At 52.2% G+C, this 24,724-nt stretch carries 14 protein-coding genes; 9 read left to right on the forward strand and 5 right to left on the reverse strand.

Annotated elements, in window-relative coordinates:
- Window positions 1-2,109, forward strand: a complete 2,109-nt coding sequence (locus N512_RS0111145) for a sensor histidine kinase (RefSeq protein ID WP_028780388.1) — start codon at window positions 1-3, stop codon at window positions 2,107-2,109.
- Window positions 2,110-2,809: 700 nt separating this feature from the next.
- On the opposite strand, the gene N512_RS0111150 is transcribed toward N512_RS0111145, so the two are convergent.
- Together N512_RS0111150 and N512_RS22845 are read right to left on the reverse strand one after the other, a co-directional pair.
- Complete coding sequence (locus tag N512_RS0111150; protein WP_028780389.1) at window positions 2,810-3,499, reverse strand: DNA-3-methyladenine glycosylase I; 690 nt, start codon at window positions 3,497-3,499, stop codon at window positions 2,810-2,812.
- A 136-nt stretch (window positions 3,500-3,635) separates the two neighbouring features.
- Complete coding sequence (locus tag N512_RS22845) at window positions 3,636-4,505, reverse strand: NAD(P)H-binding protein (protein WP_051472766.1); 870 nt, start codon at window positions 4,503-4,505, stop codon at window positions 3,636-3,638.
- 107 nt (window positions 4,506-4,612) lie between these two features.
- Here N512_RS22845 and N512_RS0111160 point away from each other — a divergent pair, with 107 nt between their 5' ends.
- Both N512_RS0111160 and N512_RS0111165 read left to right on the forward strand, forming a co-directional pair.
- The gene (locus tag N512_RS0111160; RefSeq protein WP_028780390.1) at window positions 4,613-5,518 is read left to right on the forward strand and encodes a LysR family transcriptional regulator; all 906 of its coding nucleotides are present in this window, start codon (window positions 4,613-4,615) and stop codon (window positions 5,516-5,518) included.
- A gap of 92 nt (window positions 5,519-5,610) precedes the next feature.
- Complete coding sequence (locus tag N512_RS0111165) at window positions 5,611-6,264, forward strand: glutathione S-transferase family protein (RefSeq protein WP_028780391.1); 654 nt, start codon at window positions 5,611-5,613, stop codon at window positions 6,262-6,264.
- Between the two features lie 8 nt (window positions 6,265-6,272).
- On the opposite strand, the gene N512_RS0111170 is transcribed toward N512_RS0111165, so the two are convergent.
- Window positions 6,273-6,803 carry a thioesterase family protein gene (locus N512_RS0111170; RefSeq protein WP_025009092.1) on the reverse strand — a complete coding sequence of 177 codons (531 nt, stop codon included), beginning with the start codon at window positions 6,801-6,803 and terminating at the stop codon, window positions 6,273-6,275.
- A gap of 114 nt (window positions 6,804-6,917) precedes the next feature.
- Entirely contained in the window at window positions 6,918-8,957 is a 2,040-nt protein-coding gene (prlC, locus tag N512_RS0111175; protein ID WP_028780392.1) for an oligopeptidase A, read from the reverse strand.
- A 351-nt stretch (window positions 8,958-9,308) separates the two neighbouring features.
- Here prlC and N512_RS0111180 point away from each other — a divergent pair, with 351 nt between their 5' ends.
- The 6 genes from N512_RS0111180 to N512_RS0111210 all read left to right on the forward strand — a co-directional run bounded on the left by N512_RS0111180 (window position 9,309) and on the right by N512_RS0111210 (window position 17,623).
- Window positions 9,309-10,016 carry a hypothetical protein gene (locus N512_RS0111180; RefSeq protein ID WP_037474815.1) on the forward strand — a complete coding sequence of 236 codons (708 nt, stop codon included), beginning with the start codon at window positions 9,309-9,311 and terminating at the stop codon, window positions 10,014-10,016.
- An 80-nt stretch (window positions 10,017-10,096) separates the two neighbouring features.
- Window positions 10,097-10,633 (forward strand): hypothetical protein, encoded by a 537-nt coding sequence (locus tag N512_RS22850; protein WP_051472767.1) that lies wholly within the window; start codon window positions 10,097-10,099, stop codon window positions 10,631-10,633.
- Between the two features lie 128 nt (window positions 10,634-10,761).
- Window positions 10,762-12,120 carry a glutathione-disulfide reductase gene (gene gorA / locus N512_RS0111190; protein WP_028780394.1) on the forward strand — a complete coding sequence of 453 codons (1,359 nt, stop codon included), beginning with the start codon at window positions 10,762-10,764 and terminating at the stop codon, window positions 12,118-12,120.
- Window positions 12,121-12,353: 233 nt separating this feature from the next.
- Window positions 12,354-13,958 (forward strand): GapS1 family protein, encoded by a 1,605-nt coding sequence (gapS1, locus tag N512_RS0111195; protein ID WP_028780395.1) that lies wholly within the window; start codon window positions 12,354-12,356, stop codon window positions 13,956-13,958.
- 306 nt (window positions 13,959-14,264) lie between these two features.
- Entirely contained in the window at window positions 14,265-15,095 is an 831-nt protein-coding gene (locus N512_RS24360) for a hypothetical protein (protein ID WP_156029175.1), read from the forward strand.
- A 431-nt stretch (window positions 15,096-15,526) separates the two neighbouring features.
- Complete coding sequence (locus tag N512_RS0111210) at window positions 15,527-17,623, forward strand: M13 family metallopeptidase (protein WP_037474818.1); 2,097 nt, start codon at window positions 15,527-15,529, stop codon at window positions 17,621-17,623.
- A gap of 83 nt (window positions 17,624-17,706) precedes the next feature.
- Here N512_RS0111210 and N512_RS22855 read toward each other — a convergent pair whose 3' ends face one another.
- Entirely contained in the window at window positions 17,707-24,663 is a 6,957-nt protein-coding gene (locus N512_RS22855) for an Ig-like domain-containing protein (RefSeq protein WP_081737148.1), read from the reverse strand.
- Window positions 24,664-24,724: the final 61 nt, after the last annotated feature.

Consider the following 24,724-nt stretch of genomic DNA (forward strand, 5'->3'; position numbering starts at 1 on the left):
TTGTCACTGTTCAAACGGCTCTTTGGCCTGAGCTGGCAGCAGCTGCAGGCAAAGGTGCGTTATCGCATTCTGATCCTGACTCTGTTGCCTATCTTGCTGACGTTGGTGAGCTTGGTGTTTATCACCATATACTGGAACATCAGCTACACAGGCAAACAGCTGTTTATGAAGGTCAAGGCCGACCTGACAGTGGCCAACAACACGCTGGCTGCGGTGCAGGAGCGTCAGGAAAAGCAGCTCGAACATGTGATGCAGTCCTTCGATTTCCAGACCCATTTTCGTTCGATACTCGAAGGTGAACAGCAGAAGCAGAAAGATCTCAATGCTTTTCTGGATCAACAGCGCAAGGCGTTGGATCTCGATTTTCTGCGTTTGGTCAGAATTGCCGATGCTGCGGCCGATCCTGACTTGCGGCAGATGCTGCCCTTGGTTCAGGGGCAAAGCGCCTATTCAGGGCTGATGGTGCTCTCCTCCTCGCGGTTGGCACGAATCGATCCCGAGTTGGCCGAGCGTGCCAAGATCCCGGTGAAAATGACCTTAAGGGCACAAAATCCCGACAGAGAAGTGGAAGAGCGGGGCATGCTCAGCCGCAGCCTGCTGCCGGTAGCCGATGAAAACGGCAAGGTCGGCTGGTATCTGGATGGCGGGATCCTGTTTAATCGCAATACTCGCATCGTCGACCATATTCGCGATCTGGTCTATGACAAGGGCACACTGCCTGAGCGTTCCATAGGCACTGTGACCATCTTCCTCGACAATATCCGCATCAGCACCAATGTGCCTCTGCATTTCTTCCCCAAAGAGGATGAAAATCGTGGCCGGGCATTGGGCACTCTGGTGTCCGAGGAGGTACGTCAGCAGGTGTTGGTCAAGGGCCAACTCTGGGTCGATAGAGCCTTTGTTTACAACGACTGGTTTATCTCGGCCTATGCGCCGCTGACTGATATTCGAGGCCAGCGGATAGGCATGATCTATTCCGGGTTTTCCGAGTCGCCTTTTATCCACAACTATCTGCTTAATATCATAGAGTTGGGCACCATTTTGATGTTGGTGTTGCTGGTTTCCGGACTCTTGGTTTATCGCGGCGCTTACAGTTTGTTGCAACCGATTGAACGTATTCACCAAGTGGTTAAGGCGGTGCAGTCCGGGCGTAATCTGCGTATCGGCGAGCTGGGACTGGACAGAGACAATGAGCTGGCCAACCTGGCCGAGCAGTTCGACCGCATGCTCGATTTATTGCAGCGCCGCAATGCGCAAATTCAAGCGGCGGCCGAGCAACTGGAGATGAAGGTCGAGGAACGCACCCGTAGCCTGCAGGAAAAAACCGAAGAGCTGCAGCGCAACGTGCAATTACTGAACGAAACCCGTCAGCAGTTGGTGACCAATGAAAAGCTGACAGCCCTTGGGGAGTTGACCGCTGGGATTGCCCACGAGATCAACAACCCTACCGCCGTAATCCTTGGCAATATGGAACTGCTGCGGGTGGAGCTTGGGGATAACGCCGAGCTGGTCGAAGAGGAGATAGATCTGATCATCCAGCAGGTGGGGCGTATCAGCACTATTATCCGCAGCTTGCTGCAGTACAGCCGTCCCGGCGAGTTCAATGCGCCGCTGGAGATGCATCAAATCACACCTATTATCGAAGAGATGCAGCTGTTGGTACGTCACTCATTGGGTAAGCAGGAAGTGGTGTTGTTGCCTGAGCTGAACGCCAGTTATCCGGTGCAGGTGAATCGTCCGCAACTGCTGCAGGTGCTGATCAATCTGGTGGTCAACGCCGCTCATGCTATGGATGGCAAGGGGCGGATCTGGATCCGCACCTATGACTGGGTGGAACAGGACGAACCTGTGGGGATCAAGATAGAGATTGAAGATGAAGGTTCTGGGATCCCGCAAGAGCAGTTGAGCCGGATATTCGATCCCTTCTATACCACCCGTAAGGATGGTACCGGGCTGGGCTTGTCGCTGAGCTACGGTATTATCAAACGCATAGGCGGCACCATAGAGGTCAGTTCGACTGTAGGTAAGGGGACGCTGTTTACTGTCAGTATTTACCATATGGCCAAAGAGGATCAGTCAGGCCCCTATGATGGTTTGCTGTTCGGGTAGGTTCTTGGCTTGGCGTGAAAAAACAAAAAAAGAGCCGGGTAATTAACCCGGCCACAAAGAGTGTGTGAGCAATGTCGTGCTTTGCAAACTCAGGAACACCATAACTCTCAGCGGGTACTGCGGGCCTAAAGCTAAGGATGAGTTTTGGAACGCAAGTTAACGATAATCGTTCTCATTTATGTTTGCAACTATTTTTTGACCTTTGGCGATAAAATTTTCCAGTGCTATTCCTCCTTTCTTGGATGTCCGACCCGAAAATCTACCTAACTTATTAATTTTAAATTAGTTTAAATCTAAGGTGCAGGCCGGTAGTCATTGGTAGTTTTGGGGCTTAATCCAGATGGCTGCACCTTCCTTAGTGCCTGACTCCCTCTACATTGGTTTGTTAGAGAGGGGCATCAAAATTTAAAAACAGCGGCGAGGGATGAAAATAGTTGGCGGAGAGGAGGAGCGTAAAGCTCTGACAATAAGAATCAGCCAAAAAAAGGGCCGGGTAATTAACCCGGCCTAAAAGAGTGTGTGAGCAATGTCGTGCTTTGCAAACTCAGGAACACCATAACTTCAAGCAAATCTCAGTCGACTAGCGGTTAACTGACTCTCAGTTAAGGATGAGTTTTGGAACGCAGAACAAATGATAATGGTTCTCATTTTCGATTGCAACTGTTTTTTGTCTATATTCAAGACAAATTTATCTCAGGCCTCAGATACGATTGTCCCCTGTGCTACAAGCCAAGATACGGCTGATGGCGGCCATGCTCCTGCCGCAGCTCTGTTGCCAATGATTGAATACAGCTTGTACCTGGGCCAAGCCGCTCTTTGAGCTGAAGCCTGCGTCCACCAGTTTGTGACTCTTGAGATAGTTTTGAACATCAGCGGTCAACAGGAAGCTGTCTTTACCTATGCCACGCAGAAAATAGGGGCCGGTATTGCCACCCAAGCGTGCACCACGGCGTTTGAGTTCCTGCCACAGTGAGGTGATCTCCTCCACCGGCCAGAGGGCGATATATCGGGCCAGGCTGCCGTGTTCTCTGGCAATATCCTGCACCATGAGCGCGTTATCATAAATGGCCTGGGTCTTTTTCTGGTGGCGAATGAGGCGACTGTCCTCACCTCTGGCCTGCAACTGCTCAGGGGAGAGCATCAACACTTTCATGGGTTCAAAGCCAAAGAAGGCCTCTTCATAGACCGGCCATTTGTGTTCCACTACCTTCCAGACAAAGCCGCTCTGAAATACCTGTTTGCTGAGTGCTGAAAGCAACTCGGCATCTGTATATTCCAGCAATTCTTCCGTGGAACAGACTCTGGGTAACAGGCTCTCCAGTCGCTCGGCGCCGCCTTTGCGCTCGCAGGCTCTGGCATAGATGGTGGCAAAATCTTCCGGCTTGCTCATGTGCTTTCCCTTTTGATTCAATTACTGCTGCACCAGTGTAATACCAATCGGGATAAAGATGGGAGTGATCAATGATGATTAACCATCACAGCCCCTCCCAGGCAAAGGGAGGGACTGTGGCACGCGATATCGGGTATCAGGATCGAGTGAGGCTCTGTTCAAACAGGGCCTTAAGTGAATGCCCTGGGCGCCCCAGCAGACGTTCCAGATCTGCGCTTTGCTGCTGATATTCACCATCGGCTATCGCCTTGGAGTTGTTGGCAAACGCCTTGGCCATAAAACCGGGGAGGCCGATCCCGAGGAAAATCTGCTCCAGCTCTGCGACTGAAATGTTTTGCAGCCGAATGTTTTTGCCACTCACCTGCGACAGGTATTGTGCCACCTGGGCCTGGTTCAACAGTTCCGGGCCTGTCAGGGTATAGGTTTGCCCAAGATGGCTGCTTACAGGCGATTCCGATGAGAGAATGCCGGCGATGGCCTCTGCCAGATCGGCCTTCCACACAGGGGCAAACAAACCATTTTCACCGGCATTGAGCATGGTTTCTGTTGCCAGAGTGTGCTCCAACCCAGCCAACTGCAATTCGGCATAGGGACCGTTACGCACCAAGGTGTAAGGCACACCTGAGTGAACTATTGCTGCTTCTGTCGCTGCATGGGTGCGGGCAAAGTCGAATGCCGAGTCCAGGGTCGCCAATTGGAAACTGGTATAAACCAATTGTTCGACAGCGGCGGCCTTGGCGGCGCTGAGCACATTCATGTGCTGCTGCAGTCTCTGATCATTGGGTGCGTCACCCGAGATCAATAACAGGCGTTTGACGCCCTGCATGGCTTTCGAGAGTGAAGCCGGGTCACTGTAATCGGCAAAGGCCTTCTCTACATCAGCAAACTCGTTCAATTGTTCGGGGTGGCGACTTGCCAATCTCAACTGTTTGGCAGGAACTTTTGCCAATAAGGCTTGGCTGACCAGACGGCCCAATTGGCCGGATGCACCTAAGATAAGGATCATGTTTTTTACTCCAGTAGGTTTATGGCATCAGTGTATCCCCGTGGCAAAAATTGATAATGAGTGCTTTACTTATCACTTTGGTTATTGAAATTAAACAAAGGTGAGAGATGGATGCGGCACAACTCTATCGTATGTTGGTATTCGCCACTGTAGTGGAACAGGGATCGTTAACGGCGGCCGCAGAAGTGCTGGGGATCAGCCGCTCCATGGTGAGTCAACATTTGAAGAAACTGGAACAGCGTCTTGGCAGCCGTTTATTGCACAGAACCACGCGCAAGATAGGCTTGAGTGAAGATGGTCAGCAGTTCTATCACTATTGTGCCGAGTTGTTGCAGCTGGCCAAGCAAGCCGAGGCCGTGACTCGCCCCAGTGATGAACAGCTACATGGCAGCTTGCGGATCACGGCACCTGTGGGGGTCGGTGAACTGTCACTGCTGCCCTTGATGGGCGAGTTTCACCAGCGCTTCCCCCATATCCGGCTGACACTGTTGCTTGAGGACAATAAGCTCAATCTGCTGGAGCATAAGATAGATATCGCCATTCAGGCCGGCTGGCCGGAAGATTCTGAATTCAAGGCGATAAAATTGGGCGACTTCGAAGAGTATCTGGTGGCTTCGCCCGAGTATCTCAGTCGCCACGGCAAGCCGCTGCATCCGGATAACCTGCATCATCACCAATGGCTGATGCATGCATCGAGTCATTTGCCTCGCAGCTGTACTTTGCACAATAGTCAGGGCGAACAGTTTCGTATTAGGGTTACCCCCTTTATCAGCTGCAACAGTACCAATGCCATCGCGGCTCTGGCTGCTCAGGGGCTTGGCATAGCCACCTTGCCGGATCATCTGTTGCAAAGGCAATTGGACTCGGGAGCGCTGGAACGTCTGTTACCGGATTATCATCTGCGTGAGGGCGGTATCTATGCCATTCACCCTTACCGTGAGGGGATGCCACCCAGGGTCAGGGTCATGTTGGACTTTCTCAAGCAGAAGTTGGGTCAAACAGAGGGTGGATAATTCCTTGCAGCACTCATGGTAACTGTTCACGCCTTCCCTAAGCGGTAGCCAGCAACTAAAGTTAAAGTTGGTAACCATGGGGATCCCTGTCTATGGAGCTTTACTACCATCCATTGTCGCGTTATTCGCAAAAGGTGCTGCTGGCACTTTATGAAAAGCAGGCAAACTTCTTTCCCCGGGTAACGGATCTGCAGGATCCATTGGAGCGCCAACACTATCTGCATTTCTATCCATCCGGTAAGCTGCCACTCTTGGTGTGTCAGGACGGCAGCCTGTTGTCTGAATCCAGCATTATTATAGAGTATCTGGACAATAAAATGGACGCCGGCACCCGGCTGTTGCCCAAGGAGCCCGAGCTCAATCTGCAAGTGCGTCTCTATGACAGAATTGCCGATAACGACCTCAACAACAGTCTCTATCAGCTGGAGCAGCAATATAGCTTACCGGAAGAGCAGCAACTTCCTCTGGTGCAGCGTCAAATTGAAAACCGTCTCAGACTTTGCCTGCGGGCGTTGGACTTACGCCTGGTTGAGCATCATTGGCTTTGCGGAGATGGGTTCACTTTGGCCGATTGTGCCTTAATCCCTTGTCTTGGTTACCTGCAGCGCAGTTTTAACTTACTGGACTACCAGCATTTGGGGCGCTACTGGCTGCAGGCGCAATTGCGGGGTTCCTGGATGTTGGTGCAGGATGAAGTGACTCTGGCTCAGGAGGAGGCCAGCAGCGGGCTCAGGCCCATCCCCTGAGCAAGAATTCAGCTGTTGCGGGCCTTTTTGAGATCCAGGAACGACTTCCACTTGATGATTTCTGCCGGTAACTCGGGCGTGGTCTCATCGAACCCGGCTTCCGTCAACAGGTTTTCCGTGGGTACCGGCTTGCGTTTGCAGACGAACAAACCTCTGACATGCACTATGGCATGCAGGCCTCTGTCCGACAGGAAACGCTGCTCTATGTAGAAATACTTTTCATCCCAGCCAACCACGCGAGAGGCAATTTCAAACTGCTGTAATGGCCTGATATCCCTTACATAGGTGAACTCGGCAGCATTGACTATCGGCATCCATTTCAGTTTTAGAAAGCGCTTCAGCAAGCCCATTTCGGCCATCATATAAGTGCGGGCCAGATCCATAAATGCCGGGTAGCGGGAGTTGGTCAGGTGTAGGTTGATGTCACAGTCACTCGGTAAAGCCCGATAACGGATGCGGCTGGTGCCGAGAAAACCGATATCGTTTGCCCGGCGTACTCGCCAGAGCAGCAGCCAAAACAGGCGAAAGTAGAGGTTCATCAAAGGGTCCAAGAGTTGAGAGGAATTAAAGGCTATCAAAGGTCATACCAGACGGCAAGCGAGAACTGGCTCACAAAAAAGGCGCCCGCAGGCGCCTAATCAATTGCTTCTGCCTCAGGCTTGGATCCCTGAGTGACGCAGCAGTGCGTCTATGCTGGGCTCGCGGCCACGGAAGCGGGTAAATAGCACCATAGGCTCTTCACTGCCGCCCATCTCAAGTATGTTGTGCAGGAAGTCGCGTCCTGTGCTCTCGTTGAAAATACCTTCCTCCTCGAAGCGTGAGAAGGCATCGGCAGACAACACCTCGGCCCACTTGTAGCTGTAGTAGCCGGCGGCATAACCTCCGGCAAAGATATGGGCGAAACCGTTCTGGAAGCGGTTGAATTCAGGCGGTGTGACCACTGCCACCTGGCGTCGAACCTCACCCAACATCTGTTGAATATGGGCGCCCTTGGCCGGATCAAACTCCTGATGCAGGCGGAAGTCGAACAGAGAAAACTCCAGTTGCCGCAGCATCATCATGCCGGACTGGAAGTTCTTGGCGGCCAGCATCTTGTTCAGCATCGCCTTGGGCAGCGGCTCCCCGGTCTGATAATGGCCGGAGATCTCCGCCAGCGCCTCTTCGGCCCAACACCAGTTCTCCATAAACTGGCTTGGCAGCTCCACGGCATCCCAAGGTACGCCGTTGATACCGGAAACCCCGCCGACATCGATGCGGGTCAGCATATGGTGAATACCATGACCAAATTCGTGGAACAGGGTAGTGACTTCGTCATGGGTAAACAGCGCCGGCTTGTCACCCACAGGGCGATTGAAGTTACAGGTGAGGTAGGCTACCGGCTTTTGCAGGCCTGTGGCCGTCATCCGCCGGGTTCGGCAATCATTCATCCAGGCGCCGCCCCGCTTGCCTTCTCGGGCATAGAGGTCCAGATAGAAGCTGCCTCTGTGTTCGCCCTCGGCATCCAGGATGTGGAAAAAGCGCACATCTTTATGCCACTTGTCGAAATCCTGCTGCTCTTTGACCTCCATACCGAACAAGCGCTTGATGGTGTAGAACAGGCCGCTGAGCACCTTGTCTTCGGGGAAGAAGGGACGTAGCTCTTCCTGAGATATCTCATACTTGTGCTGCTTGAGTTTTTCGCCGTAGTAACTCAGATCCCAGGCCGCCAACTCGGTTACACCATAATGCTCCTTGGCAAACTCCTTGAGTTCGGCCAACTCGGCCTTGGCTTGAGACTTGGAGCGCAGTGCCAGCTCATTGAGGAAGGCGATAACCTGCTCGGGCGATTGCGCCATCTTGGTGGCCAGGGACTTATCGGCATAGGTATCAAAGCCCAGTAATTGTGCCAACTCATGGCGCAGGCTCAGGATCTCGTCCATCAGCGGGCCGTTGTCGAACTCACCGGCATTGGGGCCTTGATCCGAAGCGCGGGTAACAAAGGCGCGGTAGCACTCTTCACGCAGACTGCGGTTGTCGCTGTAGGTCATGACCGGTAGATAGGATGGAAAATCCAGGGTGAATAGCCAACCTTGCTGTTCTTTGGCCTCGGCCATCGCCTTGGCGGCAGCAATGGCAGACTCTGGCAGACCGGCCAATTCGGCTTCATCGGTAACCAGCTTGCTCCAGGCATGTGTGGCATCTAGCAGTTGATTGGAATAGGTGCTGCTGAGTTCGGACAGGCGCTTTACAATCTCTCCATAGCGGGCTTTTTGTTCATCGTTCAGACCTATTCCCGACAGTTCGAAGTCTCTCAGGCTATGTCCTATCACAGTCTGTTGTGCCTGGCTGAGCTGGGCAAATTCCGCCGATGCCTTGAGCTCTTTATAGGCCTGATACAGGCCCTGATGTTGGCCGACAAAGGTGCTGTACTCAGACAACAATGGCAGGCAGGCATCGTGCGCGGCGCGCCACTCTTCATTGCTGAGTACAGAATTCATATGGGAAATCGGCGACCAGATCTGGCTCAGCTCATCGTCCACCTGTTCCAGGGGGGCCACCAGGTTCTCCCAAGTGTAGGGGCCTCCTGCGGCCAGCACGGCTTCTATCTTATCGCGGCATTTGGCTATGGCCTGTTCGACCGCCGGTTGAATGTGCTCGGCCTTGATACTGGAAAAGGGCGGCAGCTCCTGTGCTGTCAGCAGCGGATTGGTCATTGTCTGTCCTCTCTTTGGGCGTGGGCCATAGGGCCTGCATTGGATGCCTGGTCTTGCCGCCATGGCGGCGAATATTCAGGGGCGTGGCTAATAGATAAGGGTTCCGCTTTGATTTATCAAGGTGATAAAAGCGATTGGTGCCATAGCAGTGGCACAGATGTGAAACATAGCCGCCAAACTCGGCAGTGAAATACCCGTAAGTTACGAGTCACTGCTGCCGAGGAAGAGAGCCTACCGTCAATGCACAAAAAAATCATAAATGATAACTGGATCTAAAACACGATTCGTTATCATTTACATAATAGGGTGGTGGAATAAAATAAACTTTACTTTGTAAGTTTGGTACGTTTTATGCGCTATCCGCTCTTGTTGCTGACACTCCTGTGCTGCAATCCATTATTGGCCGATGAGGCCACTGAAACCCAACTCATGCTGGGGTGGGACAGCCGCTATGTTTCCGAGGGGCGTGACAACTTGTCTGCGGGCGGGATTGCCTGGAGTGGCATTCACCATAGCCGTGATGGCCTGGGGGCCTTCGTGTTGTTTGGCCGAGCCGACAGTGTGAACTACGCCGAGCTCAATGCCGGGGTGGAATACTGTTTCAACCCACTCGAATCAGTGGAAGCCGGTGTCGGCATGCAGCGACTGGAGTTTTACGGTGATGAGCGCGCCCATGACAATGAGGTGTACGCCTATCTCGCCTATCAGGGGCTGAGCTGGCTGACACCATCGATTAACTATACCTATGCTACTGAAGCCTCTGGTTATTTTGTTGAGTTGAGTCTGCACAGCCATTGGCAAGTGAACGAGCAACTGACTCTTACCCCCTATGTGACCCAGGGATTCGACTTTGGTTATGCCAGCCAGACTCATGATGGCCCCAATCATCTGCAGCTTGGTGTAGAGGCATGCTACTCATTAACCTCTTCTTTGGTGGCCTCCTTGCATTTGAGTCACAGCATAGCGGAGGATGATATCAAGCAGCAGGCGCAAGAGGAGGATTGGCATGGCGACCTGGATCAGTCTTATGCCGGCTTGCATCTGGAGTGGCAGTTTTAAACTGGCTAACATTCACCGCAGCTTCTAGACTCTGATGTGAAGACAAACAGCGTCGAAGGACCGATGCGGGAGTACAGGGAATGTTAATCTACAGAATCGGCGGGCTTTGCTGCCTGCTCCTTTGGTTGGGAGTCGCCCCATTGGCTGAATCCCAGGTCGAATCAAGCTCAGACCTGAATCCAGACCTGAAGCTAGTGTCGAGTTCAGAGCCCTTAATAGATAAGCAACTCAGCAACTCGGACAAAGAGCCTGGTTCGCTCCCTCTGGGGTTAGTGCTCGACAGCGAGGGCAATCCTATTGCCATTCCACAGCAGTTTGAAGCCGCACTTGAATATGAGTCTGCGCCCTTGCCCAAGACTTCGCGCGACAGTAAACCAACGAAATCCCGAAAAAAGAAGGCATCCAAGCCTCGCCGCCAAGTAGCCGATGATCCCAGTTGTCGCTGGTTGGATAAGCGAATGACAGAGCTGGAGCGGCGCCTCAGGCAAAAAGATTCCCACACTGCCAGATTTTTGCAGGCTGAACTCGGCGAGCATCAACAGCAGTTTCGTTGCCTCAAGTGCTCGGGTTCAGGGCCTGAGACCCAGGATTATTCGCGCTGCACCTTGTATCACTGAAATTTTTACCGGCAGACTCTGGTCTGGTCACTTGATCTGAATCCCCCTACAATGGCTCACAAGTATCCCGCCAGACGGGAGGTCGCCCTGTTGGGCGAAAGAATCTGTATCAATCGACGGAGATAAACATGGCACAACATTTTGACTATATCTGCCTGGGTGCGGGCAGCGGTGGTATTGCGTCAGCCAACAGGGCCGCCATGCGTGGCGCCAAGGTGTTGCTGATTGAAGCCAAACACCTGGGTGGTACCTGCGTCAACGTCGGCTGTGTGCCCAAGAAGGTCATGTGGTATGGCGCCCAAGTGGCCGAAGCCATGCATCTCTATGCCAAAGATTATGGTTTTGATGTCAGCGTCAACCAGTTTGACTGGAACACTTTGGTGGCCAGTCGTGAAGCCTATATCGAACGGATCCATGGCTCCTATGAACGCGGTCTGGCCAACAACAAGGTCACTGTGGTTAACGGCTATGGCCGCTTTGTTGATAACCACACCATTGAGGTCGACGGTGAACACTACAGTGCCGAGCATATTCTGATAGCTACCGGTGGCGCGCCCAGCATCCCCGACATTCCCGGGGCAGAACATGGCATAGACTCGGACGGTTTCTTTGCCCTGCGTGAACAGCCCAAGCGGGTAGCTGTCGTGGGTGCCGGTTATATCGCGGTGGAAATTGCCGGTGTATTGCATGCCTTGGGCAGTGAAACCCATCTGTTTGTACGCAAACATGCGCCGCTGCGTAACTTCGACCCCATGCTCTATGAAACACTGATGGAGTCCATGGCCAGCGAAGGGCCTTCGCTGCATACCCAGAGTATTCCCAAGGAAGTGCGTAAAAATGCCGATGGCAGCCTGACTCTGGTGCTGGAAAACGCTGAAGAGTACACAGTGGACTGCCTGATCTGGGCCATAGGTCGGGCACCGGCCACAGGCAATATCGGCCTTGAAAATACCGATGTGCAGTTGGATCCCAAGGGATACGTGATAACAGATGCCCAGCAAAACACCAGCGCCAAAGGGGTTTACTGTGTTGGTGACATCATGGCGGGCGGAGTGGAGCTGACACCGGTTGCTGTTAAGGCGGGTCGCTTGCTGTCAGAGCGTCTCTTTGGCGCCATGCCGGACGCCAAGATGGACTATGACTGCATCCCGACTGTGGTCTTCAGCCACCCGCCAATTGGCACCATGGGGCTGACAGAGCCCGAGGCCAAAGAGCGCTTCGGTGAGGATCAGGTTAAGGTCTACACTTCATCCTTTACCTCCATGTACACTGCGGTTACTGCGCACCGTCAGGCTTGTAAGATGAAGCTGGTTTGTGCCGGCGCCGATGAAAAAGTCGTCGGGATCCATGGTATCGGCTTTGGCATGGATGAAATCCTTCAGGGCTTTGGCGTTGCCATCAAGATGGGCGCCACCAAGGCTGACTTCGATGCCGTAGTCGCTATCCATCCAACGGGCGCAGAAGAGTTTGTTACTATGAGGGGTTAATGTAGAAAACCCACCTACACACTGACTGTAGAAAAACTGAGAGGCCAGAGCATTGTTCTCTGGCCTTTGTTTATCGACTCATCGATACACAGCCTCTTCTAACACGTTTATGCCCCATTCAGTGTTACGTATCACCTAACAAGTTCAGCATGTCACTAGCTAGTTGACCAAATTTTTGTAATGATCCAGAGTGTCTATTGGGCCAATGTCGATTCAATAACTAAGGATATTTGATGTCATTTAGTAGAGACTCTCAGAAGATCAGGAATTTAATAAAACGTTACACAAAAGCGTCTGTTGTACAGCACTTACTGACTCGGCTACATACCGTTTATCCGGGTGAGTCTAGTGCATTAGGTCGACCTTGGACTGTCTGTTTAATGCTGGAGTGGACATTAGAACTAGAGCCCAATCAAAGCGCAATTCCTGCGACTGAAAAAGATGTTTGGAAAATATTGAATAAAATTTGGGCATTACAAGGAAAGGCTACCAATTTTGCCGATGAGGATAATATTTGGCTGTCTTTAAGGGCATTTATATTAACACAACTCAGATTCCAAACTAACCAGATAGTACATAGCTATTTTTTGGTCAGATTGTTCACAATCATGTGTCATGAAAGCGCAAGTCGATCTTTTCGAGATAGCTTCAAAGCTCAGACAGAAATTGAGTTGGAAGACTTTTTTGTTTTGTCAGTTTTTTTCTTTTCTATATTTTATAGTTCCAAAAAACCAGTCATCAAATACGAAGAGTTTTTACCAAAGCTTTCGCCGGAATATCCTGTCACACTAATAAAGCAGTACCTCAGTTTAGTTGGAGCCAACTTTCAGCAATTGCAACAATTGATGAAATGTCGAAAGTTTGAAATTAGAGGGGGTGGAGATATAAGAGCAGAAGAATATTTTTCTGAACCACTATTGCTTGAGAAACCAATTCTTATTTTAGCTGAAGGTATATCAACCGTTCATCCATATGTTGCAAGTATAGGATTGAGTGAGTTTGTCCTCAGAACCCTTAAAACGGCTGACTCGGAAGGTTTTCGAGACAAGTTTACTAAAGAGTTTGAAGATTATTTAGCATATGTATTTAATGCATATGGTTTCGATATCACACGAGAAGATCAACTGAAGGTTATTTATAAAAATAACAAAATACAAGGCAAAGTTGTCGACTTCTTACATCAACGAAACGGAACTTCGGTATTTATTGATGCAAAGGGCGTTGAACCAAACCAAAAAGTACTTGTTACTGATCAGAGTCATATAATAAAGGACAAATTAAGGGATACTCATCTAAAAGGTATTAAGCAAGCAAGTGAGTGTGCAGCTAAGTTGAGTGATGTTGGTTTTGATAAACTTGCAGACTTTAACGATAGATATGCCCTCATTGTTACTCATCAAGATTTCTACCTTGGTAACGGTGTTAAGCTCGCCTCTTATTTAGGGCAAGAGTATAGACAACGAATAGATGAAGCTGTTGCTGGTAGGATACCTCTGAAAAACATCCACTTTTGCTGTGTTGCTGATCTTGAGGGAATACTTGCGCTATGCAATGAGACAGAAACCGAAATAAGTGATTTTTTGGATTTTTGTGCCGTAGAAGAAGAAGTTCCGGAAACCGCAAAATTTGAAATGCGTCAGCACATTAAAGTATATGCAGCGAAGCTGTCGTCAGATAAAAGCTCTCCTATCGGCACCGATAAACTTGTGAAAAACTATGAGTATTTAACTTCAGAACTAGCCAATAAAATGTTGAAGTCCAGCCAGTATTGGAAAGAAGGTTTGGTAAAAATTCCTGAGTTCTTACAGCAGTTTAAAATTATCAAAGAGTTAGTGTAGAAATTTTGTGAGTTAACTTACTTTGTCCAAGAGCGGACCTACGTATGTTTGCCCGTGTAGCAGCCTCAATGGCGTTGAGATAATCACATTCGATGGCCTCAAGAGCGCTCGAGGTTTATTGTCCATGCAGAGAATAGCTAACAAAAAGAAACTCTGCGAACCGGGACTTCCCCAGTTTTACCTGGGGAAATGTTCTCTACCTGTCCCCCCCATAACGTTTTTGGTGGAGGGGCCCGGGGTTGCTCAGTTATGGTGATGATCACCACGGATGAACAAAGACTACTACTTATGCCAAGAGATTCATAGATGACAACACTATTTTCATGGGCTGGTATCGATACACATGGCCCAGCATCGATTTATATTGCTAGCGATAGTCGAATTTCCTGGGGTAAAAAGGATACTTGGGACGTAGGCCGGAAGTTGTTTGCTTCAAGAAATTTCCCTGAAGTATTTGGCTATTGCGGCTCAGTTTCGTTCCCTATACAGATATTAGGTCAGTTAATTGAGCATATTGATAATGGATTTTTACTCTGTGAAAATGACGATATAGAAATAAAAATTGAAAAGATCAGACACGAGATTGAAAGGAATCTCAGTCTGATGCCAAAGGCTCATAGAGGAATTTGTCAAATTTTATATGCAACCCGCTTGGGGAATAGAATGAGGTCTAGTTTCCATGCTGCCAGAATTGAGGTTACTTCTGATGGGGTTAGAGCTGATAAAATTGAATTACCTGAAAGGTCTGGATTAATAGCACGTGCCGGTAGTGGAAAGACTTCTTTAAAGACATGGTATGAGCAATGGATTGGAAATCCTAGCCAAGATCCTCATCAATCAGGAAGAACTAGTAGAAATGTTTTTAGTGCCTTCTGTGACTCACTTGAATCCAAGCAAGATCCATATAGTGGTGGTGCCCCACAACTTGTAGGCATCTATCGTGAAGGCCCAGCAAAGAATTTTGGTATAATATATCGTGGACATCGATACCTTTATGGAAGTGAAGTAACTGCCTCGAAAGACTTTAACTCAATTGAATGGCGAAATGAGTTATTTGAAAGATGCTGCGGTGAATCTATGGATATTTTAAAAAATGCTCAACGTCAGCCAAAGTTAAGAGAAATAAAGGCCCCATAGCTAACAAGTTGCTGCTACGGAAAGTTTACTCGTTCCGCTCCTAAACTTCCGCGGAGCAAGGCGTTACCCATATAAATTTTAATCCGAAACTGACGAATTAGAGCTAATTGTCTATCACGCTTTTGTCCAGAAAGGTGTTTCATTGGATGGTCAAGACAACCAGCATGATACTTTGTTCCTCTCCCACCGCTTAAGCCAGTTTTACTTGACCACTATACTGAACAGCTTCTCCACAATAAGCCAAAAATCCGCCTTTGCCTATCGCTTTTTGGGTGGGAATTACCTCAGACGCTTTTGAGGTTAAGGGATGCGCAGGGGGCAATCTGCCTCATATCTTGTGACAGTTTTCTGCTTGGCCGCCAAGCGGTGAAATGAGATAGACTCGAAGATTAAACGCCTGAAACCCCATAAATAAGATCAAGGAAATTTGCATGTTCAAGCCCAATGCAATCGCGCTGTTTACCGCCGCGGCCCTGCTCGGCGGCCTGGCCGCTTGCCAGTCTCAAGAGACAGCTTCAACCAAGGTGCCGTCTGTGACTTCCAGTCAGGGAGAGGCCAATATAGGCATCAGTCTGGCGGCCATGGATACCAGTATTAAACCAGGAGATGACTTCTACAATTACGCCAATGGTCAATGGATGCGGGATACCAAGATACCTGCCGACCGAGCCTCAACTGGGTCTTTTCTGGTGGCCTTTGAATCGACCGAGCAGCACAAGGCCGAATTGATTGCTGAGCTGGTGGCCAAGCCCCATGCTGCCGGTAGTGATGAAGCGCGAATTGCCGATTTTTATCTGGCCTATACCAATACTGATGCCATCGAAAAAGCCGGCCTGCAGCCATTGGCGAATTACCAAAAGCAGATAGCAGCCCTGAAAACCAAACAGGCGCTATCGGCGGCCTTGGGAGCCAGTTTACGGGCCGATGTTGACCCGCTTAATGCCACCGACTATCACACTGAGAATCTGCTGGGGGTATTTGTCACCCAAGGGCTGGCGACTCCGGGAGAGGTATTGCCCTATCTGTTGCAGGGCGGGCTGGGATTGCCGGAGCGGGAATATTATCTGTCGGGCGATCCCAAGATGCAGCAACTGCGACAGGCTTATCGTCACTATGTCGAGACCTTGTTGCAAACCGCCGGCATAGACAATGCCGGTGAACGGGCCGAGCGAATATTCGCGCTGGAGCTGAAAATAGCTGCCGCCCACGTCAGCCGTGAAGACAGTGAAGACTTTGCCAAATCATCCGCAGTTTGGAGCCGGGCTGACTTTGACACCAAGGCCCCGGGTATCGACTGGCAGGCATTCTTTGAGGCCGCGCAACTTGGCCAGCAGCCACGCTTTGCCGCTTATCATGGCCCCGCCATCCGCGCACTCTCGGCCTTGGTAGCTTCCGAGCCGCTGGCGAGTTGGCAAGATTGGTTGCTGTTCCACCAGATCAATAGCCACACAGATGTCTTGCCTTCGGCGCTGGATCAGGCGCACTTTGCCTTCTATGGCACGACCTTGTCAGGCACGCCTATGCAACGTAGCCGCGATAAGCGCGCCTTGGAGGCGTTGGATAATTATCTGGGAGATGCTGTTGGCCGCGCCTATGTGAGCCGTTATTTCCCTGCGTCGGCCAAGGCCAAGGTCAGTGAGTTGGTGGATAACATAGTCGATGCCTTCCATGGCCGGGTTGAGGCGATTGATTGGCTGGCACCGGCCACCAAACAGGAAGCCCTGGCCAAGGTTGATACTCTGGTGGTGAGTGTGGGCTATCCGGATAACTGGCGTGATTACAGCCATTATCAGGTGGAGCAGAGTGCTTATGCCAATGCCGTGGCCGGTGAACAGGCCGAATACGCTCATCAATTGGCCAAAATAGGCAAGCCCCAAGATAAAGGGGAATGGTGGATGAACGCCCAGATAGTCAATGCGGTAAACCTGCCGGTGCAAAATGCGCTCAACTTCCCGGCCGGGATACTGCAACCGCCGTTTTTTGATGCCACTGCCGACGATGCCTATAACTATGGTGCCATAGGGGCGGTCATCGGCCATGAGATCAGCCACAGCTTTGATAATAATGGTGCGGCTTTCGATTCCAGCGGCGCTATGCGCAATTGGTGGACTCAGGCGGACTTTGAGCATTTCGCCGCCCAAGGAGACGCCCTGGCCAAGCAGTTTGACAAATATGCGCCTTTCCCCGACTTGCATGTCAACGGCAAACTGACTCTGGGGGAGAATATCGCTGATGTAGCCGGATTGGCTGCCGCTTACGATGCTTACCGGGCGTCACTCAAGGGCAAAGAAGCGCCTGTTATTGGCGGTTTTAGCGGTGATCAACGTTTCTTTATCGGTTATGCCCAAACTTGGGCAACCAAGATGCGAGATCAGGCCATGCGCCAACGTATTGCCACCGATGGTCATGCTCCCGGCAACTACCGGGCCCTGACTGTGCGCAATCTGGATGCCTGGTATAGCGCCTTCGATGTCAAACCCACAGATGCTCTCTATCTGGCGCCAGAGGACAGAGTCAGGATCTGGTAAGCCTACCGATAAGAAGACCGCCATTAGGCGGTCTTCTTACATCTAGGCGGATCGCTTAAGCCCAATTCTGCGCTAATCCAAACTCAGAAAAAGAACTCCAGACCAAGAAAGACACCGTCTACCTGATTTCTGTCCAACATATAACGACGGTAATCGGCTCTGATCGCCCACTGTTCGGAGAGTTGATATTGGCCACCCAGACCCCAGTAGAAGTCGACGCCAGAGTCGTCATAACGCAACTCTTGCTGTTGCCACTGGCTGCTGAAGTTGCTCTCCCAGATAAATATCCCGCCGTTGAGGCTGAAAGACCAGTCGTGATATCGCCAAAAGCGGTATTCGGCTCCGGCAGTTACCCCGGAGGCCAGTTGCGGCCCAAGGTTGGCAAGTGATTGCTGCAAGGCCTGTGGGTCGAGTGTGCTGCCGGCCAGCATGAGTGAGGTTTCGCCCAAATCAAGATAGCCAAACTGCAGCGCCCAGGCATCACTAGCCTGGTAGTTCAGCGCCACAGACCAGGCGAAATCATCTTTGTCCAACTCCGTCAGTTTGACCTCTGCCGGTAAGGCCTGGTTGATATCCGACTCCGAGAGTCGGGCATGGCTGTAACCCAAGTTGAGGTTCACAGACCAGCGTGCCTGGGCATTGAAACTGACCCCAATTGCCAGTAGTAGCAACAGCGGCAGGCTTGCCAAACGCAGGCTTAAGCGCCTGAATCCTGCCATCAACAGCATTAGTGCCAAGGCCCAGGGGGCGACCGCCCCGCCGGAAGAGCGGTTTTCCACCACAACCTCTTGATAGGCCGTGACCGTCACCACTACCTGAGCGGTTGCCGAGGCGCCGTTGCCATCACTGACACTAAAGCTGATGATGTCTGTGCCTGCAAAGCCGGTCTTAGGTTGATAGCTCAGCGTCTGTGATGTTGTGATGCTGACGCTACCGGATTGAGCCACAGCGCTTTCCAGTGTCAGGCTGTCGCCATCCGGGTCACTGGCAGTGCTCAATACATCCAACTCTATCGCCGTCCTGTCATCCGTGCTGGCGCTGCTGTCATTCACCACTGGAGCCCTGTTGTAAAAGACAACCAGTTCGGCATGGCTCATTGCCGTACCGCCCATGCCGTCGCTGACGGTATAACTCAGCTGTGCGTTGCCGATAAAGTCTTCCGGCGGCGTGTACATCAGACTGAGCTTGTCGTCACTGACACTGATCTCACCGATAGAGACACTGGCCTGCACCAGATAGAGGCTGTCGTTATCGGCATCATTATCGTTGGCCAGTACGTCCAGTAGATGTTGCTGATTCCATGGCAAACTAAAGCTGTCAGCCTGGGCTATGGGGGCTTGGTTGGCTGACAGCTTCACGGCAACGCCGCCCGGGTCGACTATGGTGCCATTAGCTTGGCCGTCACCGTCGTTGGGGCCACCATCCTGAATAAGCAGTTGCACACACCAATGACCTTCAGTAAGGCCACTCTGCCAGCTGGCATCACCCATTGGTGGACAATATCCGGGTTCTCCCGCGCTGCTAAATATCTGGTTGTTGGCATCTGTTACAAACTCCTGCCAGCCGGAAGCGACATATTTACGGTATTGAGCTTGTGCCGGTATCGCCTGAACTTGCGGGATCACTATGCTGACATTGCCGCCATACTCACTGCCCTCGAGTTCGAAGTCGAATAAACCTCCGACAATTTTCCCTTCACTGTCATCTGGCAACATTGAGCCATCTTCCAGCTCAATACCGTTATCCAGCCGCTGTAGACTTAGCAACCCCTTACGGGAGCAGATGCCGGGTTGCGCCTCGGCCAGGTAGCTATTGGCGCGGCTGAGCTGTTCGGGGATTACATTACAAGGGTGATCGCCCTGCAGATAGGCCGGAATACCATTGCCGTCCGGATCGCCATAGCCTTCGGCACTATCCGGTAAACGGTTGTTGTTGGCGTCTGTTTCCCCAAGAGCCGGTAGCTGTGCCAGCAGCAATAGCTTTAGACTCTTGCTGCTTCCCAGTTGGGGGGAACCATCGTCCATGGCGTTCAATGTCAGAGTCATAATCCCTGGAGCCAGCGTTGCGGGGTCAAAGGTGAACTCGTTTGCAGAGGTCGAGAGGTTTGTCATAGCTGGCTCGCTGGACCAACTGAGGCTGATGTTGTCTGCCGGGTTGGGGTCAGCGACTTCTGCCGTTACCGTTACCAAGCCATCCGAGCTGCTGACACTGGAGCGCATTTCACCCTGTTGACTGGCGCTCAAGCTGAGGTTGGGCGCCAGATTATTGTTACTGATGCGTATTTCAGTAGCGGCGTTGTGCCCGGGGTTTTGGCCGTCGTCCAGGGTGATTGTCAGCGATTTTTGTTGCCCGGCGGTCAAGTCGGCAAAAACATTGAACTCCAGGCTGGTGGACATTCCCTGACTCAAGAGCAGGCTTCCGCTTGCAAGGTCATGGTCTTGACCTGCAATCGCATCGCCGCTGACACTGTAGCGGATTTCCATCGGATACTCGGGGGCCGAGCCGTTGAGTAAAACCGGCACCTGCACTTGAGTGAAGTTGGCGACAGTTTTCGAGGCTCCCAGGTTAATCCTGGGGTACACGGTAACCAACTGCGACGCTGTGGCACTTACCCCCTTACCATCTGTGGTTTTCCAGTAAGCCAAATGTTGGCCGGGAGCAAAAAACGGGAAGCCGTTCAACAAGGATACCGGAATGGGGTTGTCATCGCTGTCGATGGCGCCGACCCGACCCAAGTTTACCCGGGTAAACAGACCTGTGGCGTTGGCTGTGACATCGGCCGGGATATTGATGACGGGGGCTTCTGGATTACTGCCTTCTATGCTGAAGCTCACCTTGGCACTGTCATAAAACTCCCCGTCCGTGATGCTGTAGCTGAGTCGCACCTGACCATTGAAGTTTTCCGGCACTGTCAGTTGCAGCTTATCTCCCAGTACAGTAGCAGTGCCCAGACTGGCGCTGATATCCACAATCGTCAGTGGATCGTCATCTGGGTCACTGTCGTTGGCCAGTACATCGAGTAAATAGATATTTTCCTGGCTGAAGGCCTGGGTTATCCGGTCGTGGTTGGCCTGTGGCGCTTGATTGACAGCCTTGACTTCCACACTAAAGGGCGCCAAATCTGTACTGAGCGCACCATCCGAGACTCGAATAATGATGTTGTCACTAACGCCTACATGTTCTCGCAGTGGAGTACCGCTGAGCTCGCCGCTTGCCGTGTTGAAACTGGCCCAGGCCGGTTTGTTGCTGATGCTGAACGTCAGAGGATCCTGATCCGGATCTGTGGCCGTGGGGATAAAGCTGTAATAGCTATCCTGATCTACGCTGCCGGCTGGAGTACCTGAAATACTGGGGGCCTTGTTATCCGGCTCCGGGGTTACAGTATTGGAGGGGCTTGAGGCCGGGCCTGTGCCTGCGATGTTGCTGGCGCTGACGATAAAGCTGTAGTCGGTGCCGTTGCTCAGGCCGCTAACTGTCAGCGGCGATCCGGTGCCGCTGGCGGTGAAACCACCTGGGCTTGAGGTGACTGTGTAACTGCTGATCGCCGCGCCGCCGGTACTTGCCGGGGCGCTGAAACTGACTGTGGCGCTGGCGTCAGAGGCAACGGCGCTGACGGACATCGGCGCGCCGGGCACCACAGCATTAACTGTAAAGCTCTGGGTCACTGTGGGCGCCGCATTGTAGCCGCTGTCCCCGGCTTGGTCGGCGTTAATGCTGCAACTGCCCGCACTGACAAAGCTGAGAGTGCCGGTAGTTGTGATGGTACAGACGCCAGTGCTGTTGGAGCTGAATACTGGCGCCAGCCCTGAACTGGCGGTGGCCGTAAGGGTTGGCGTGGTACCAAAACTCTGCGCCCCCGGGTTGTTGAAGCTGATGCTCTGGTTTGCCTTGGGGGTCACAGTATTGGAGGGGCTTGAAGCCGGGCCCGTGCCTGCTGTGTTGCTGGCGCTGACAGTAAAGCTGTAGTCGGTGCCATTGCTCAGGCCGCTAACTGTCAGTGGCGATCCGGCGCCGCTGGCGGTGAGGCCTCCCGGGGTTGAGGTGACGGTATAGCTGCTGATCGCCGCGCCGCCGGTACTTGCCGGGGCGCTGAAACTGACCGTGGCGCTGGCGTCAGAGGCAACGGCGTTGACGGACGTGGGCGCGCCGGGTACCACGGCATTGACCGTAAAGCTCTGGGTCACTGTGGGCGCCGCATTGTAGCTGCTGTCTCCGGCTTGGTCGGCATCAATACTGCAAATGCCAGTAGTGACAAAGGCTAATGTACCAGTGGATGTGATGGTACAGACCCCAGTGGTCGTGGAGCTGAACACAGGTGTTAGCCCTGAGCTGGCGGTGGCGGTAAGGATTGGCGTGGTGCCAAAGTCCTGCGCCCCCGGGTTGCTGAAGCTGATGCTCTGGTTTGCCTTGGGGGTCACAGTATTGGAGGGGCTTGAAGCCGGGCCCGTACCCGCTGTGTTGTTGGCACTGACAGTAAAGCTGTAGCCGGTGCCGTTGCTCAGGCCGCTAACTGTCAGTGGCGAACCGGCGCCGCTGGCGGTAAGGCCACCCGGGCTTGAGGTGACGGTATAGCCGCTGATCGCCGCGCCGCCGGTACTTGCCGGGGCACTGAAACTGACTGTGGCGCTGGCATCAGAGGCGACAGCGCTGACCGACGTCGGCGCTCCGGGCACCACGGCATTGACCGTAAAGCTCTGGGTCACGGTTGGCGCCGCATTGTAACTGCCGTCTCCGGCTTGGTTGGCATCGATACTGCAATTACCCGTGGTGACAAAGGTTAAGGTGCCGGAGGCCGTGATGGTACAGACCCCAGTGGTCGTGGAGCTGAACACAGGCGTCAGCCCTGAGCTGGCGGTGGCCGCAAGGGTTGGCGTGGTGCCAAAGTCCTGCGCCCCTGGGTTGTTGAAGCTGATGGTCTGGTTTGCCTTTGGGACTACCGAGTTGGATGGCGCGGATGGTGAGCTTGTACCCACGGCATTGATGGCCTGCACAGTAAAGGTATAACTCGTGCCGTTGGTCAGGCCTGCAACCCCTATCGGCGAGTTGGCGCCACTGGCGGTGATCCCGCCTGGAGATGAAGTCACTTGGTATGAGGTAATCGCAGAACCACCATCACTTGCCGGCGCCGAGAAGTTGACCACGGCTTGGCCATCCAAGGCCGATGCCGTGCCTATGATGGGGGCGCCGGGAACAGTCGGGACGGCAACAGTATGAACATCGCCAGAGGTGTAGGCTGCCGGCCCACTGTTGGCCTGAGCATCGCTGATGTTGGTTGCTGCTTTCAGATCCAGGCGCAGCGAACCGTTACCGCTGATATTGTTGATAGTTACAGTAACGCTGGTGCCTGAGCTGGCGGATACCGACGCAATATTGCCTGCGGCAGAGCCAGTGTTGGTCAGGTTAAAGTCGTCGGTCGAGATATTATTGGCCAATTCATTGAAACTAACTGTGTAACTGATGCTGGTTGCGGTATCTGCGGGTGAGCCATCGATAGTAATTCCGGTCACTTCCGGAGCAAGGTCATCCACCACTGTGATGCTAAAGGCTTTTTCAAATGTGGCATTGCCTGAATCTGTCGTCTGCACCCGGATGCTATAACTACCGCCAATCAAGGTGGAGGCATTGTTGGCCCTGAGGGAATCACCACTGAGATTGAAGCTGCCATTGTTGGTGTCACCACTACCGGCAATCAAGGCATAACTGAAACTGTCACCAACATCGGCATCCGTGGTTGTCAGGGTGCCCACCACAGCATTGCTGCCGCCGCTTTGGTTGACTGAGGTGCTGGAAAGCGTGATATCAGTTGGGCTTTGATTGACGCTAAAGGCCCCGGCGACAGCTAATGTAACACCGCTGCTGCTACCGTTAAGCAATGCTCCGTTGGTTTGGCTGTCATTGACAACTGTGCCGCTGGTTTCGTTGAGTTTCCAGTAGCCAATCAAGCCGGTTTCATTGCCCGCCAGCTCGAGTTGGCGGTCATTTTGAATTTCGGTTTGAGTCCGCGCCGTACTCCAAAGGCGGATGTCATCTATTTTGCCGGTAAAGTTGTTTACCGCACCATGATTTTGAAGACCGGCGACCAGGTTGTTGACGTTTGCCGCTTGATAATCCGGCACTGTGTTGTTGCCACCCATGTCGGCAACACCAATACCTGTGGCTTGGCCATCCAGATAAAAATCCCACTGGCCGTTGTTGAAGACAAAAGCAAAGTGATACCAGACATTGGTTGAAATAGTGATTGGATTACTTTGGGTCAAAGAGCTGAAGTCGCCGCTCAGGTCAACTGTCATTGTATTGTTATATATGATAAAACCACCGGCATCGAGTGAGCCGGTAATATCCATCAGATTGATGATGCCTGAGGTGCTGGAAAAATTGGCCCACATTTCCAGGGTAAAGGTGCTGTCATTGGAGAGTGCAGAGGCGGCATTGGTGAGGGTAACCGCATCACCGTCGGAGAATTCGTAAGCTGTGTTGGACAATAGCGTATTAAATCCTCTCACGTCACCGGAAAACAATGTCCTGGCAGCCATGGTCGAGGAGGTGGAGTATTCGAGTTGCCAATCACCGCCAAGACGCTTGTTGCCTGTGGCGTTGGTTGAGGCCAATACGGGCCGGGCTAAAATCGAGGCCAGATTATCGACAAAGGCTTGGCCCTTTGGATCCTGAGCCAAGTTACAGGCGTACAGATAGAGAGGGGCACCCGGTAGTAGCAGTTGATCCAACTGAGAGGCCAGTTCCCGCGGCGCCAACTTGTAGCCCGCCAACAGTATTTCGCCGCTTTGACCGTGAGTGATCAAGTGTAAACCCGAGTACTTCTTGTCTTGGGCTATCAAGGCGTTGAGTTCGGTCAGTTCGGTAATGGGTCTAGAGGTGAGGGCCGTGGTAGATGCCTGTTCCAGCAAGGTTTGATATTGGGAGATTGTGGCATCGACCAAGATGAGCTCAGCCTTTGTCCCCGGTTCTGTGACACTCTTTGCTTGTACAAATGGCAACAGCAACAATGTCACCAGGCTTAATATCCGTATTAAAGAGTTCATGGTTTTGGCAGCCCTGAATAGTCTGGTGTTAGCTTGAGCAAGTCAACGGCAGCGGGAAAGC

The sequence above is a fragment of the Shewanella sp. 38A_GOM-205m genome (assembly GCF_000518445.1).
GTDB classification, from domain to species: domain Bacteria; phylum Pseudomonadota; class Gammaproteobacteria; order Enterobacterales; family Shewanellaceae; genus Shewanella; species Shewanella algae.

What these genes read in the sequence shown, in the direction of transcription:
- N512_RS0111150 (WP_028780389.1), bottom strand. Translation starts at nt 3,499, where the DNA reads ATGAGCAAGCCGGAAGATTTTGCCACCATCTATGCCAGAGCCTGCGAG.
- N512_RS22845 (WP_051472766.1), bottom strand. Translation starts at nt 4,505, where the DNA reads ATGATCCTTATCTTAGGTGCATCCGGCCAATTGGGCCGTCTGGTCAGC.
- N512_RS0111160 (WP_028780390.1), top strand. Translation starts at nt 4,613, where the DNA reads ATGGATGCGGCACAACTCTATCGTATGTTGGTATTCGCCACTGTAGTG.
- N512_RS0111165 (WP_028780391.1), top strand. Translation starts at nt 5,611, where the DNA reads ATGGAGCTTTACTACCATCCATTGTCGCGTTATTCGCAAAAGGTGCTG.
- N512_RS0111170 (WP_025009092.1), bottom strand. Translation starts at nt 6,803, where the DNA reads ATGAACCTCTACTTTCGCCTGTTTTGGCTGCTGCTCTGGCGAGTACGC.
- prlC (WP_028780392.1), bottom strand. Translation starts at nt 8,957, where the DNA reads ATGACCAATCCGCTGCTGACAGCACAGGAGCTGCCGCCCTTTTCCAGT.
- N512_RS0111180 (WP_037474815.1), top strand. Translation starts at nt 9,309, where the DNA reads ATGCGCTATCCGCTCTTGTTGCTGACACTCCTGTGCTGCAATCCATTA.
- N512_RS22850 (WP_051472767.1), top strand. Translation starts at nt 10,097, where the DNA reads ATGTTAATCTACAGAATCGGCGGGCTTTGCTGCCTGCTCCTTTGGTTG.
- gorA (WP_028780394.1), top strand. Translation starts at nt 10,762, where the DNA reads ATGGCACAACATTTTGACTATATCTGCCTGGGTGCGGGCAGCGGTGGT.
- gapS1 (WP_028780395.1), top strand. Translation starts at nt 12,354, where the DNA reads ATGTCATTTAGTAGAGACTCTCAGAAGATCAGGAATTTAATAAAACGT.
- N512_RS24360 (WP_156029175.1), top strand. Translation starts at nt 14,265, where the DNA reads ATGACAACACTATTTTCATGGGCTGGTATCGATACACATGGCCCAGCA.
- N512_RS0111210 (WP_037474818.1), top strand. Translation starts at nt 15,527, where the DNA reads ATGTTCAAGCCCAATGCAATCGCGCTGTTTACCGCCGCGGCCCTGCTC.
- N512_RS22855 (WP_081737148.1), bottom strand. Translation starts at nt 24,663, where the DNA reads ATGAACTCTTTAATACGGATATTAAGCCTGGTGACATTGTTGCTGTTG.